Source organism: Klebsiella sp. CSG-1, from assembly GCF_056521145.1.
Window position 1 is genome coordinate 141004 of record NZ_JBWNLD010000008.1, and the last position, 13866, is coordinate 154869.

The 13866-nt window shown below is 60.9% G+C and carries 13 protein-coding genes; 7 read left to right on the forward strand and 6 right to left on the reverse strand.

Annotated features, from left to right (window positions below; all coding sequences use genetic code 11):
* The first annotated feature begins 2 nt into the window (after positions 1–2).
* The 4 genes from AC007G_RS19440 to AC007G_RS19455 are packed head-to-tail and all read left to right on the forward strand — an operon-like array spanning position 3 to position 3777.
* Positions 3–911 (forward strand): carbohydrate ABC transporter permease, encoded by a 909-nt coding sequence (locus AC007G_RS19440; RefSeq protein ID WP_064793240.1) that lies wholly within the window; start codon positions 3–5, stop codon positions 909–911.
* Positions 901–1740 carry a carbohydrate ABC transporter permease gene (locus AC007G_RS19445; RefSeq protein ID WP_032687345.1) on the forward strand — a complete coding sequence of 280 codons (840 nt, stop codon included), beginning with the start codon at positions 901–903 and terminating at the stop codon, positions 1738–1740. Before AC007G_RS19440 ends, AC007G_RS19445 begins: the two co-directional genes overlap by 11 nt.
* A gap of 2 nt (positions 1741–1742) precedes the next feature.
* Positions 1743–2705: a carbohydrate kinase family protein gene (locus tag AC007G_RS19450; protein WP_142630694.1), complete on the forward strand. Its 963-nt coding sequence runs from the start codon at positions 1743–1745 to the stop codon at positions 2703–2705.
* Positions 2692–3777, forward strand: a complete 1086-nt coding sequence (locus AC007G_RS19455) for an ABC transporter ATP-binding protein (protein WP_032695252.1) — start codon at positions 2692–2694, stop codon at positions 3775–3777. Before AC007G_RS19450 ends, AC007G_RS19455 begins: the two co-directional genes overlap by 14 nt.
* 14 nt (positions 3778–3791) lie before the next feature.
* Here the strand turns inward: AC007G_RS19455 and AC007G_RS19460 are convergent, their stop codons facing one another.
* Complete coding sequence (locus AC007G_RS19460) at positions 3792–4946, reverse strand: MFS transporter (protein ID WP_142630720.1); 1155 nt, start codon at positions 4944–4946, stop codon at positions 3792–3794.
* Positions 4947–5041: 95 nt separating this feature from the next.
* On the opposite strand from AC007G_RS19460, the gene AC007G_RS19465 reads away from it, so the two are divergent.
* The gene (locus tag AC007G_RS19465) at positions 5042–5821 is read left to right on the forward strand and encodes an AraC family transcriptional regulator (protein ID WP_142630695.1); all 780 of its coding nucleotides are present in this window, start codon (positions 5042–5044) and stop codon (positions 5819–5821) included.
* On the opposite strand, the gene AC007G_RS19470 is transcribed toward AC007G_RS19465, so the two are convergent.
* From AC007G_RS19470 to AC007G_RS19490, 5 genes are all read right to left on the reverse strand, one after another.
* Positions 5818–6558, reverse strand: a complete 741-nt coding sequence (locus tag AC007G_RS19470) for a proteasome-type protease (RefSeq protein WP_032687032.1) — start codon at positions 6556–6558, stop codon at positions 5818–5820. The two genes, AC007G_RS19465 and AC007G_RS19470, sit on opposite strands and share 4 nt — an antisense overlap.
* Positions 6559–6576: 18 nt before the next feature.
* Positions 6577–7392 carry a transglutaminase family protein gene (locus tag AC007G_RS19475; protein ID WP_032687031.1) on the reverse strand — a complete coding sequence of 272 codons (816 nt, stop codon included), beginning with the start codon at positions 7390–7392 and terminating at the stop codon, positions 6577–6579.
* Positions 7389–8318 carry an alpha-E domain-containing protein gene (locus tag AC007G_RS19480; RefSeq protein WP_032687030.1) on the reverse strand — a complete coding sequence of 310 codons (930 nt, stop codon included), beginning with the start codon at positions 8316–8318 and terminating at the stop codon, positions 7389–7391. Before AC007G_RS19480 ends, AC007G_RS19475 begins: the two co-directional genes overlap by 4 nt.
* Positions 8312–9751 (reverse strand): circularly permuted type 2 ATP-grasp protein, encoded by a 1440-nt coding sequence (locus tag AC007G_RS19485; RefSeq protein WP_004863765.1) that lies wholly within the window; start codon positions 9749–9751, stop codon positions 8312–8314. The genes AC007G_RS19480 and AC007G_RS19485 overlap by 7 nt, the downstream gene beginning before the upstream one ends.
* Before the next feature lie 204 nt (positions 9752–9955).
* On the reverse strand, positions 9956–10849 hold the full coding sequence (locus AC007G_RS19490; RefSeq protein ID WP_142630696.1) for an alpha/beta hydrolase: 894 nt from the start codon (positions 10847–10849) through the stop codon (positions 9956–9958).
* A gap of 223 nt (positions 10850–11072) precedes the next feature.
* Here AC007G_RS19490 and AC007G_RS19495 point away from each other — a divergent pair, with 223 nt between their 5' ends.
* Together AC007G_RS19495 and AC007G_RS19500 are read left to right on the forward strand one after the other, a co-directional pair.
* Positions 11073–12818, forward strand: coding sequence for an alpha,alpha-trehalase (locus AC007G_RS19495; RefSeq protein ID WP_142630697.1), 1746 nt, complete (start codon positions 11073–11075; stop codon positions 12816–12818).
* Positions 12819–12921: 103 nt separating this feature from the next.
* A complete protein-coding gene (locus tag AC007G_RS19500) occupies positions 12922–13713 on the forward strand; it encodes a methyltransferase domain-containing protein (protein ID WP_142630698.1) in 792 nt (263 codons plus the stop codon).
* The last annotated feature ends 153 nt before the right edge of the window (positions 13714–13866 follow it).

The following is a 13866-nucleotide window of genomic DNA, read 5'->3' on the forward strand; positions in this document are numbered from 1 at the left end:
TGATGCTGAGTTTGCAACAACGCGAGCAGCGTCAGGCATGGGTGCTTCTGGCACCCATGCTGATCGTGATGTTTCTGCTGACGGCCTGGCCGCTGGCGCGCACGCTATGGTTGAGCTTTACCGACACCGCGCTGGTGGGCAATGGCGATGTGACGAATTACCTCTGGCTGGATAACTATCTGTATGCGTTAACCGACCCGGATTTTCGCGCCGCCTTCGCCCGCACGCTTTACTTCACCGTGGTCTCTGTCGCCATTGAAGGGGTTATCGGCGTGCTGGTGGCGCTGTTGCTCAATCAGCCATTTGTCGGACGCAATATCCTGCGGGTGCTGGTCATTTTGCCCTGGGCGCTGCCGACTATCGTTAACGCGATGATGTGGCGGCTCAACTTCAACCCGGACTACGGCAGTATTAACGCCTTGCTCAGCCAATGGGGCATTATCGACGGTTACCGCAGCTGGCTGGGGTCGCCGGACTCGGCCCTCAACGCGGTGATGCTGGCGGATATCTGGAAGAACTATCCGCTGGTCACCCTGCTGGTGCTGGCCGCGCTGCAATCCATTCCGGAGGATTTATACGAAGCGGCTCGCCTTGACGGCGCCTCGTCGTGGCGGCGTTTTCGCGCCATTACCTTCCCGGCGATCGCCGCCCCGCTCGGCGTGGCCCTGGTCCTGCGCACCATCGATGCGTTTAAGGTCTTCGATATCATCTACGTAATGACCCGCGGCGGGCCGCTGGACAGTACCCGCACGCTGAGTTTCTTCGTCTACCAGGAGTCCTTTAGCTACCTGCGGGCGGGCAGCGGCGCGGCCTACGCCATCCTGATGACCCTGATGTGCGCCCTGCTGATCGCCCTGTATCTGTTTATGCTGCTGCGTCAGCGCCGCCGGAGCACTCATGATGAAACGTAAACTGCGTATTCTGCTGCGCTACCTGGCGGCCCTGCTGGTGGCGCTGTCGATCCTGGCCCCCATGGCGTGGCTGTTTTTGATGAGCGTCAGCGCCGCGGCAGATCTGACCCGGGTGCCGCTGGAGTGGCTGCCGCGTCAGTGGGACTTCAGCCGCTACGCCCGTCTGCTGTCGCTGCAGCCCGGTGAGCCCGGCGCGCTGTTTCTCCCCGCCCTGCGCAACAGCCTGCTGGTTGCCGCTGGGGCGACGCTGGTGTCGCTGCTGCTGGCGGTGCCCGCCGCCTTCAGCTTCTCGCGCTACCCCGGACGCGACGGCTGGCTGTACGCCGGGCTCGGCATCTATATGGTGCCGCCGGTGGCCTTCGTGCTGCCGCTCTATTTTATTCTCGAACATTTCGGGCTGCTGAATACCCGCAGCGGGCTGGTGCTGGTCTACTGTTCGCTGATTATGCCGTTTCTCACCTGGATGGTGAAAAATCAGTTCGACGCGCTGCCGCAGGATATTGAGCAGGCCGCCCGACTTGACGGTCTGCGGGTCTGGCAGGTGCTACTGCGCATCACCCTTCCACTGGCAAAACCCATGCTGGGGGCGTCGGCGCTGTTCGGCTGGCTGCTGGCCTGGGACGAGTTTTTCTATGCGCTGCTGTTTACCAGCAACATTGCCGCCCAGACGCTGCCGGTCACCATTGCCGGATTCACCGCCGGGCGCGCCACCGACGATGGACTGGTGGCGGCGGTCGGCATCCTCGCCTCGGTCCCGCCGCTGTTTATCGCCATCTGGCTGCAAAAAACGTTGGTCAGCGGTCTCACTCACGGTGGAAGTAAAGGATAACTATGCAAACGCTCACCGCGCCTGTGCTCTATATCGCAGGTAATTACAATATTGATTTAATTATGGGAACCCTCGCACAGTGGCCAACTCCCGGCACCGAGGTGATGCTGGAACACAGCGCGCTGCGCCCCGGCGGTTCAGCGGGTAACTGCGCGCTGGCGGCCGCGGCCATGCAGCTCCCCCACTGCACCGTCGGCTGCCAGGGCGACGACGCCTTTACCGCCTGGCTGGCGGCGCAGTTCCCCGGCAGCGCCGAACGCTGGCCGCAGTATCCCTGCGAGACCTCGCTGACGGTGGCGGTGACGCATCCCGACAAAGAGCGTTCGTTTCTCAGCAACTATGGACATATCACCCGCCTGTCCGCCGACGACATCCTGACTCAGCTCCCGGCCAGGGCGACGCCCGGCGATATTCTGCTGCTCTGCGGCACCTTCTTATGCACCGCGCTGTTGCCGGACTATCCACGGCTGCTGACGACCCTGCGCGACCGCGGTTTTCAGGTGGCGGTCGATACCGGCTGGCCGCCGCACAACTGGGACAGCGCGCTGCGTGAGGCGACCCACCGCTGGCTCGGCGATTGCGACTGGCTGCTGCTCAATGAAGTCGAAACGCTTGGCCTGGCGAACCAGGACCCTCTGCCGACGGCGGCCCGCACCCTCGCGGCGCGTCTCAGCGGCCGGGGCGGCTGCATTGTCAAATGCGGCGCCGATGGCGCCTGGTGGTGGACGGCGGAACAGGGGCATCACGCGCCGGTGAAACCGGTCGAGGTCATCGACACCATCGGCGCCGGAGACAGTTTTAATGCCGGGTTTCTTGCCGGTTTGTTAAACGGCCAGTCGGCCTCACAGGCGTTACGTTGGGGCAACGCCGTGGCCGCTTACGCGATCGGTTCATCCCCACGTCGCTATCCCGACTGGCGAACCTTGCAACACCATATCGAGGAGGTCGACTATGGCCAGCGTTGAACTGCTAAACGTCGCCAAACAGTACGGTAAACAGACGGTGCTGCATCCGCTGGACTTGACCATTCCGGACGGCAGCTTTACGGTGCTGGTAGGGCCATCCGGCTGCGGAAAGTCAACGCTGCTGCGCCTGCTGGCCGGGCTGGAAAGCCTGTCCGCTGGAACGATATTGATGAACAACCGCCCGATCAACGATCTCGATCCCGCGGACCGCGATGTCGCCATGGTTTTTCAGAGCTACGCGCTCTACCCCCATCTGACGGTGGCGGAAAACCTCGCCTTTCATATGCAGGTCAAAAAAGTCGACAAGGCGACACAGAAAAACAAGGTTCAGCACATCGCCAGTATGCTGGGTATCGATAAACTGCTCGGCCGCTATCCGCGAGCGCTTTCCGGCGGCCAGCGTCAGCGCGTGGCTATGGGCCGGGCGATGGTGCGTAATCCGCAGGTTTTTCTGTTCGATGAGCCGCTCTCCAACCTCGATGCCCAGCTGCGCATGGAGCTGCGGGCCGAGATCAAATCCCTGCACCAGCGCTTCAACACCACCATGATTTACGTCACCCACGATCAGGTTGAAGCCATGACGCTTGCCGACCAGATCGTGGTGATGCGCGATGGCGTGATCGTGCAGCAGGGGGCGCCGCTGGAGATTTACGATCGCCCCTGCAACACCTTCGTGGCGCGCTTTATCGGCTCCCCGCCGATGAATCTGCTGGAGGGGCAGATTCAGCAGCGCGATGGCCAGCCCGGCGTGCAGTGCGGCGAACTGTGGCTGGCCCTGCCTGAACGCTGGTATCCGGCGGCGGCACAGCAGGGTCAGGCGCCGGTGATTGTCGGTCTGCGTCCGCAGGATATTCAGCCTGCCGCCGAAGGACTGCCGGGGGTCGTCAATATTGTCGAGGTCACCGGCGAGTCCACGCTGCTGCATCTCGACTGGCAAGGCTTCCCCCTCCATGTCCAGGTCGCCGGGCGTCTCGAAGCGACTATCCGTCAGCCCTTATCGCTGGCGGTACGGCGCGAGAAAATCCATCTTTTCGACGCCGCCAGCGGCGAACGGCTGGCTTCCACGCGCTGAGCCTCGCGGGCGGGTCAGGTCGCCTCTGCCCGCGCGGTGCGCAAACAGCAGCCGTAGCATAGCCCGGCGATGCAGCTGACGCTGGCGCACACGATCAGCGCCCCTCCCAGCGATTGCCCCCATCCCACTGCCGCCAGTCCCAGGCCAATCAGCACATAATAGGCCAGGCCGAAGATAGCCCCGGCGGTTCCCCGACAGTGGCAGTATGCGCCCAGCGCCGTGCCGAGCAGCAGCGGGATCGCCATGGCGTAGGCAAAGGTGATGCCGATCATCGGCAGCAGGAACAGCAGCGTATCCGGCAGGCAAAACACCGCTACGCTGCTCATCAGCTGTATCAGACAGGCGAGCAGCAATATTCCCGCTTCCGCGACGGCTTTGCGCAGCAGCCAGCGATTGAACAGCGCCCCGGCCAACGATCCGACGGCCAACGCGATGCCGCTGTAGCCAAAAATCACGCTCCCCTGACGCAGCTGCGCGAAGATGAACGGCGCCAGGCTGTAATAGCTGAACAGACTGACGTTGAAGGCCGCCACCAGCAGGACCGCCAGCGCCAGCGGCTTATCCGTCGCCATCCGGCGTAAGAGCGGTAAAAACGCGGTGTGAACATGCTGCGACGGGCGAGTCTCCGGCAGTAGCCAGCAGCACAGTAGCAGTAACACCGCGGCCAGCAGCGCGAGGGCCGTCAACACACCGTGCATTCCCCAGCCGGCAACGATTGCTCCGCCGAGGTAGACGCCTGCCGCCGGGCTGACCGCCAGCACGAGGCCCATCACTGAAAAAAGAGCGGCAAGCTGGCGGCCGTTAAAACGGTCGCGAAGGATAGTCTGGCTCACCACCGATCCCGTTGCCGCACCGAACGCCGACAGCATCCGGGCGACCAGCAGTAACGTGAAATCACGCGCCGCCAGCGCCAGCACGCAGCCCAGGGCATAGGCCGCGAGGCCCGCCAGCAGCGCCGGACGCCGGCCATAGCGGTCGCTGAATCGTCCCCAGTACAGCACGCCGATGGCGAAGCCGATAAAGTAAACCGACAGGGTCTGCGTCGCCTCTACCGCGCTGACGGAAAAATAGCGGCTGATATCGGTCAGCGCCGGACTGTAAATCGTCTCCACGATCTGCGGAAACATCAATAATGCGGTAACCAGCACCATGGCCGAACGCCCGAACATCATCACCTCCGATACAATTAAGAGGCGCTATTGTAGGCGGGCGGTGAATCGTACATTATAAACATAATGACTTTTTATATCGGAAATCAGACATCATGGCCTGGCTCGAGGCGAATGCGCTATTTAATCCGGAGGATCTGCATAACAGAGTGATTGGCGTGTGCTCGGCGCTGGGTCAGCATGATTCCGGCAGCCACCTGCACCGGATGGGACAGCTGCTTTTTACCCGTCAGGGCTGCATACGACTGACCCTCAACAACGGCGCGCTGCTGTGCCTGCTGCCGCCCACCCGGGCGGCCTGGATACCGGCCGGCATGGACCACCGTGCGGAGATGAAAAGCATCGTCGACTATCGCTCGGTCTGGTTTCATCCGACCCACTATCCTGCCCTCCCGCGCCATCCGGCGATCCTCAACGTCGGCCCGCTGCTGCGCGAACTGCTGGAGCGAATCGCCGCCAGCCCGTGGGATAGTGACTGGCAGAACGGTATCGGCTGGCACCTCGCCGCGCTTTGCGAGGCGGAAATGTGCAGCGCGGCGCAGGAGCCGATGATGCTCGCCCTGCCTCAGGATAAGCGTCTGGCGCTGCTCGCCGGCGACGCCCTGCTGCCGCCGCTGCAGCAGCTGGCGGTCCGCTGCGGAGCCAGCGAAAAGACCATCAGCCGGATTTTCCGTCGCGATACCGGGATGACTTATCAGCAGTGGCGGCAGCAGTGGCGCCTGATGAAGGCGGTGGAGCTGCTGGCCACCGGGGAGCGCATTACCGATACCGCGCAGGCGCTGGATTTCGCCAGCGACAGCGCCTTTATCTACTTTTTCCGCACCATGACCGGCATGACGCCGGGACGCTATTTCTCACCGCAGACCGCGCCTTAGCGATCGCCGCCCGGCGCATAGGGCGGCAAGGTCTGGAACGTGTTTTGCAATCCTTCCGACCACGCCTTGCGGATGGTGTTGAAGTACGGATCGCTTTCGGTGATGCGATGCTGGCCGGCGCTGCTCAGGCTCCCGCTGCGGTACAGCAGCGTATCCAGCGGCAGGCCAACGGAGAGATTGCTGCGCAGCGTGGAATCAATCGAGATAAGCGCGCAGCACATCGCCTGTTCCAGCGGTGTCTCCCGGCTTAACACCCGATCGATGATCGGTTTGCCGTATTTGCTCTCGCCAATCTGGAAGTACGGGGTATCGCGCGAGGCTTCAATAAAATTGCCTTCCGGATAGATATGAAACAACCGATGCGTTTCTCCGGCAATCTGCCCGCCCAGCAGCAGGTTGCAGTTGAAGTTGGTATTGCCGCAGTGCTGCTGATTGCTGCTATCGCGCTGAATCACCTCCTGCAGCGTTTTGCCAATCAGCATCGCCGCGTCATACAGCGAGCTCACCTGCAGCAGATTAGGCTCCTGCTGAGTCGCAATCCGCGTACTCAGCAGGCTTATGACGCTCTGGGTGGTGGCCAGGTTGCCTGCGGACTGCAGCACCAGGACCCGTTCGCCGTCCTCGGCAAACACATGGAGTTTTTTAAAGGTCGCGATATGATCCACTCCCGCATTGGTGCGGGAGTCGGAGGCAAATACCAGTCCATCCGCTAAACACATGGCCACACAGTAGGTCATCGTTCTTTGTTCCTGCCTTTATTGCTGCTGCGCCTGTTGCGAATGCTCGCGCACTTCAGCGTTGGTTAACATTATTTCCCCGCCGCCGCCCAGCCGGGTGCCGCGCACCGGACAGGCATCCAGATAGTCCAGCCCGGTCGCCAGCCGCAGATGCTGGTTGAGGTGACGGGTATTATTGGTGATATCAAAAGATTGCCAGCGTCCGTTCACCCACACCTCTGCCCATGCGTGCATTGCGACATGCTGGGCATTATCGCTGTAAACGTAGCCGCTGACGTAGCGCGCCGGGATCTCCAGCGCGCGACAGCAGGCGAGGAAGACGTGGGTATGATCCTGGCAGACGCCTTTTGCCCTGGCAAAGGCGTCTGCGGCAGAGTCCTGCACCTGCGTGGCTCCCGGTGAGTATGGCATTCTCAGCAGCAGGTCCGCCATCAGTTGATTCAGACTCTCCTCCGGCTCATCGCGGCGATACAGACGCTGGGCAAATTCGCGAATCCTGTCGTCGGCGCGGGTCAGCGGCGTACAGCGTAAATAGACCAGCGGAGAGAGCAGCTCCTCTTCCGCCACATCGCTCTGTTCGCTGTCCTCGGCAATATCCACGATCCCGCTGGCGCGGATGGCAATCTCTTTGTGGGGATTGTCGAGCGTTAATACATGCAGGACATTTCCCCATGCGTCGGTGGTCGTCACCGCCGCCCCCTCCGGCAAGGTCAGGGTCCAGGAGGTAATGGTTTGCCGTCCGGTACTGCGCGGCGTCAGGCGCAGGTACTGGGTCGAAAACTTCACTTCTTCATCGTAGCCGTAGCGGGTCAGGTGATCGATGACCAGTTTCATAGCGCCTCCAGATAAGTTTGTCTGATGCTGTCGGACAGAGCATTAATACGCGCCAGCAGTCCGTTGAGGTAACTTTGTAAATCGGCGCCCGCCAGATCGTCGCGGGTGCTGAAGCGCAGATCGACATTCAGCTGATGCGCCAGGCGCAGCGGCAGGTGTGAACGGTCGTTCGCGATATGCTCCAGTTGACCAATCAGATCGGAGATACAGGCTCGCAGGGATCGCGGTACGTCGTTGCGCAAAATCAGCAGCTCCATCACCGTCTCCCGGGTGACCGGCTGGCGAAAGATACTGTTGTAGGCTTCCCGGGCGCTGACCGCGTTAAGCAGGGTGTCCAGCCGGTAGTATTCGCGTACCGAATCCGGATCGCTGCTCAGCTGCTGATCCTTGATCAGCAGCAGTTGCGTGGTGGCGTAGGCCCGTTCAATCAAGGTGCCGATACCGATAAAGCTCAGCGCGTCATTGCGCAGCAGCGTACCCAGCACCGCGCCGCGAAACAGGTGCACCCGCTCCTTCACCCAGTCGAAAAAACCATCGGTGCCCAGTTCGCTAATCCCCCGCTGGCGGAGCTGGCGCAGTTCAATACGTGTAGCGTTGATGCACTCCCACACTTCGGCGGACAGGCTGCCGCGAACCGCATGCGCGTTGTTCCAGGCCATCTCCACGCAGCTGTAAATACTGCAGGGGTTGTTGCCGTCGAGCGCGAAGAAATTAAGCAAATTGCTCATGGTGAAGCGCGCATGTCGCGCCTGAAACAGTTCATGGGTTAAGGACAAATTCAGCGGCAGAGCCAGATCCCGCGACTGCTGGCTGTGACGCGGGATCATCGACAGCTTCCACGTCACATCAAGCACCCGGGCATAGCTTTCCGCGCGCTCCAGGTAGCGCGCCATCCAGAAAAGTTCACTCGCAGTCCGACTCAGCATGATTCACCATCCTCCATCACCCAGGTATCTTTGGTGCCCCCGCCCTGCGATGAGTTCACCACCAGCGAGCCTTCGGTGAGCGCCACCCGCGTCAGACCGCCCGGCACCAGACGAATCTCCTGGCCGGAGAGGACAAAGGGACGCAAATCGATATGCCTCGGCGACAGCCCTCCCTCCACGAAGGTCGGACAGGTGGACAACGCCAGGGTCTCCTGTCCGATATAGTTAGCCGGATTGGCCAACAGACGCTGGCGAAACATCTCCCGCTCTTCTTTGGTTGAACGCGGCCCCACCAGCATGCCGTATCCCCCGGCGCCATGAACTTCCTTGACCACCATCCTCTCGAGATTCCCCAGCACGTACTGCAAATCCTCCGGCTTGCGACACTGCCAGGTGGGAATATTGTTCAGTATCGGCTGCTCGCCAAGATAGAAGCGGATCATCTCCGGGACGAAGGGGTAGATCGACTTATCGTCCGCCACACCGGTACCAATCGCATTAGCCAGCACCACGCCGCCTGCGCGATACACCGACAGCAGGCCGGGCACGCCGAGCATCGAGTCGGCGCGAAATGCCAGCGGGTCGAGATAGGCGTCATCAACACGGCGGTAAATCACATCCACCCGCCGCGGCCCTTCGGTAGTGCGCATATAGACCGCGCCCGATTTAATAAACAGATCGGCACTTTCCACCAGCTCAACCCCCATCTGCTGGGCGAGGAAGCTGTGTTCGAAATAGGCGCTGTTAAAACGCCCGGGCGTCATCACCACCACGCAGGGATCGTCCACCGGGGAACTTTCACGCAGGGTTTGCAGCAGGTAGCCCGGATAGCGCTCGACCGGCGCAATATGGTGATTTTCAAACATCTCCGGATAGAGACGCATCATCATTTTGCGGTTTTCCAGCATATACGAGACCCCTGAAGGGGTACGCAGGTTATCCTCCAGCACGTAATACTGGCCGTCGCTGTTGCGCACCATATCGACGCCGGTAATGTGGGCATAGGTATTATTGGGCAGATTGATGCCCTGCATGCAGGGCTGATATTGTTCATTGGCCAGTACCTGCTCCGCCGGAATGAGGCCCGCGCGCAGGATATTTTGCTCGTGGTAGATATCGTACAAAAAGGCGTTCAGCGCTTTGACCCGCTGACGAATACCGCGATCGATCTTTTTCCACTCTCCGCCGGGAATGATGCGCGGGACGCTATCGAATGGAATCAAACGCTCGGTACCTTCATCTTCCCCATACACATTAAACGTGATGCCGATGCGGTGAAAAAGCAGCTCCGCCTGCTCTTTCTTTTGCCGGATAGAGAATTGATCGGTGTTGTGAAACCATTGCCACCAGGCGTTATAGTGGTGACGCTGCTGTCCCTGCGCGGTAAGCATCTCATCATAATAATGCCCGTCAGGAAGCGTTATTTTTATCATGGCCGTCTCCTCCGGTTATACTCACGTTGGGGTAACCCCGCAAAGAGATAAGCATTTATTATGCCAGGTAGCAGAGGGCGTGAGACCAGTGCAATTCCCCACAATGCGCCGCTTTATTGTGCAAAAAACAATCACCCCGATAGCCGATGCCACGCCGGTTTTGCACCATCATGAAGCAAATATCGCGCGCCTGCGCCATCAGGGTTAGCGCCCGTTCAGCCAGTGCGCGTAATGCTCCGGCCATTCGACGGTCGGCGTACCGGGACGCCCCATGGCAAAACCGTGTCCACCGCGGGCATAGCGATAGAGGCTGACCGGCACCTGATGCTGTCGGCAGGCGGCGGCCATGATCAGGGTGTTATGCGGATCGGACACCGAATCATCCTCCGCCTGGGCCAGAAAACAGGGCGGTGTCTGTGAATTGACGTAGGTCTGCACCGACCAGGCGCGGTCAACCGCTTCCGAGGCATGGGCGCCCGCCAGCATCCGGTGCGTCGCGGTATGGCTATAGGGCGACATCAGCGAAATAATCGGATAAATCAGCGCGGCTTTATCGGCACGAGCCGGATGGTCATCGAGAGCATCCTGCGGCGAATAAGCGGCAAAATCGGCCCGGCAGGCCGCCATACCCAGCAAATGCCCGCCGGCGGAAAACCCCAGCAGGCTGACCTGTTCTTCCCGCGCGCGAATCAACCGCAGCGCCCGCTGGGCGTCCTGCAACGGCGCCAGCGCGCCGGCGCCCCACCCTTCGCCGGGAAGCCGGTAGCTCAGGACGTAGGCGGTATAGCCGCGTGCCGTCAGCCAGCGCGCGGCAGGCCAGGCCTCTTTCGCCATTTCGATGCGCCGGTAGCCGCCCCCGGCGGCAATCAGTACGCCATGACCACGGGGTTGCGCCGGGCGCCACACCGCCAACTGCGGCCGGACAATATGAGTGAGCGCGCCGCGCGCAGAGAGCCGCGGCGCCCCGGATGGCCCGCCGCCCCCCGGCGGTTCGGCAGGCCATAAGCTGAGCACCTCATCCCGGCGATCGCTGGCCCCGGCACGTGCCGCCGCCCACAGCGATGCCGCGCTTAACAGCAGAAAATGACGTCGATTCACCCGCAGTTCTCCTCAGACTTTGATCGACCGATAACAGCACACCGCGATGACATGGCGATTTCCACGGCTCTGCTTATTGTTTGTCTGCCAGGACAGGCAGGTAAATTGTCTGTTTTCACGCAAAATGTTACCTGCAACACCCCGGATAGCAGATATTCGTCTAAGGTTTTCTGATGGTCAAATGCAGTGGCAAGACCGTCTGAAATGATAAGGAGAATTCCCCATGACGAGATCGGTTTCACGTCGTCCCGCAACGTTGCCTTACGCTTTATCTCTGGCGCTCGGGGGCGCGATCTTCGCTTTATCGACGCTGGCCGCCCAGGCCGTGGAAACCAAACCCGTGCCGTCATCCCCGGATGTGATGCTCGGCCCGCTGTTTAATGATGTGCAAAATGCCCGACTCTTCCCCGACCAGAAAACCTTTGCCGATGCGATCCCCAATAGCGATCCGCTGATGATCCTGGCCGACTATCGCATGCAAAAAAACCAGACCAGCTTCGACCTGCGTCATTTCGTCGAGCTGAATTTCACCCTGCCGAAAGACAATGATCGGTACGTTCCGCCGAAGGGCCAGACGCTGCGTCAGCATATCGACGGCCTGTGGCCAGTGCTGACCCGCAGCACCGTTGAGGTCGAAAAGTGGGACTCTTTGCTGCCGTTGCCCAAACCCTACGTGGTTCCCGGCGGCCGCTTCCGGGAAGTGTATTACTGGGATAGCTACTTCACCATGTTGGGCCTGGCCGAGAGCGGGCACTGGGATAAAGTTGAGGATATGGTGACCAACTTCGCGGCGGAGATCGATGCCTGGGGCCACATTCCCAATGGTAATCGTAGCTACTATCTGAGCCGCTCACAGCCGCCGTTTTTCTCGTTTATGGTGGAGCTCCTCGCGACCCATGATGGCGATAGGGTGCTGAAAACCTGGCTGCCGCAGATGGAAAAAGAGTACCAGTACTGGATGAAAGGCGCCGATGCGCTGGAGCCGGGAAAAGCCAACCAGCGGGTGGTGCGAATGGAGGATGGCGCGCTGCTGAACCGCTACTGGGATGATAACGATACCCCGCGTCCGGAATCGTGGCTCGATGATGTCACCACCGCGAAAAACAACCCGAATCGCCCGGCGACCGAGATCTATCGCGACCTGCGTTCTGCCGCCGCCTCGGGCTGGGATTTCAGCTCGCGCTGGATGGATGACCCGAAAAAACTGGGGACCATCCGCACCACCAGCATCGTGCCGGTCGATCTCAACGCGCTGATGTTCCACATGGAGAAGACCCTCTCGCATGCCAGCAAGGCCGCCGGCGACAGCGCCAAAGCGGCGCAGTACGATGCCCTGGCCAACGACCGCCAGAAGGCGCTGGAGAAATATCTGTGGAACGATAAAGCGGGCTGGTACGCCGATTATGACCTCAAGACCCATAAGGTCCGTAATCAGCTCACCGCCGCGGCCCTGTTCCCGCTGTACGTAAACGCCGCTTCCCGCGAGCGAGCGGCGAAGGTCGCTGCGGCGGCAGAATCGCAGCTGCTGAAACCCGGTGGCTTAACCACGACCACCGTGAACAGCGGTCAGCAGTGGGATGCACCGAACGGCTGGGCGCCGCTGCAGTGGGTTGCCGCCCAGGGGCTACAAAACTACGACCAGCAGAAAATTGCGATGGAGGTGAGCTGGCGCTTCCTCAGCAATGTCCAGCATACCTACGACAGTCAACAAAAGCTGGTCGAAAAGTATGATGTCAGCTCGACGGGCACCGGCGGTGGCGGCGGTGAATATCCGCTGCAGGATGGTTTCGGCTGGACCAACGGCGTGACGCTGAAAATGCTGGATCTGGTCTGCCCGAAAGAGAAACCGTGCGATTCACTGCCGGCCTCGCGCCCGGTCGGGAATGTGGAAAAATCCGCTGCGGCCGTCAGCACCCAGCCGGCCGCCAACGATGCGCTCGCCGAACCGGATAAAAAACCGGCGCCGTAAACCTCGTACGCGGCGGGCTCACCGCCGCGTTTTTTTCTCCCGCGCGGCTCGCAATCGCGTTAGTCTGCTGTTTTCAGGTCACCCGCCTTGATGGAAGACTCTTATGTTGATTGACGATATCGATTTTGCCCGCCTCTACCAACAACAGCTCGCTCTGGCAGGACGGAAAGAGAAACCGCCCGCCCACTGGGATGCCCGGGCGGAAAACATCGCCATCGGCGACGCCCCGGTCATCGACAGCTATCTGCAGCAGCTGCTGGCAAAAATCGATTTGCACGGCGCCAGCAGCCTGTTTGATATGGGCTGTGGGCCGGGTACCGTCTCGCTGGCGCTGGCCAGCCAGCTCAAAGAGATCTGCGGCGTCGATTACAGTCAGGGGATGCTGGAGGTCGCCGCCCGTCGGGCTACGGCGCAAGGCGTTCGCCACGCGGTCTGGCGCCAGCGGGCGTGGGAAGAGAGCTGGGAGGGGCTACCGCGCTGCGATATCGCCATCGCCTCCCGTTCCACCCTGGTGGCCGATTTGCGCGATGCGATGACGAAGCTCGATCGTCAGGCGCAGCTGCGGGTCTACACCACCCATTTGGTTAACCCGGGGTTTGCCTCACCGACGATCCTGCGCGTGCTGGGACGAGACGGCGCGGCGCTGCCGAACTATATGTATGCCGTGAACGTGTTGTATCAAATGGGGATTAATGCCAGCGTCGACTTTATTTATGGCGACACTCAGGATAACAGCAGCTATCCGCTGTTTGAGCGCAACGTCGTGGCGGCGTTCGGCGCACTCAGCCCGGCCGAGCGGGAACGTCTCGCCCGCTGGTATCCGCAGCAAAACCCGGAGACAATTCAGGTTGACGCCCGGGACTGGGCGCTGATCGGCTGGAATTGCCGTCGCTGAACGCGTTATCCCCCACCTGAATTAGTAGGTAGCGGGTTTCCCTCTCTCCCCCTTCGGGCGCATGACGCGCCCCTTACGCAGCAACATCCTGATATTTATCGCGGTCTTTGCCAGCGAGCGCGACAAAAACGCGCTTGATCGCGAGAAAGCAAA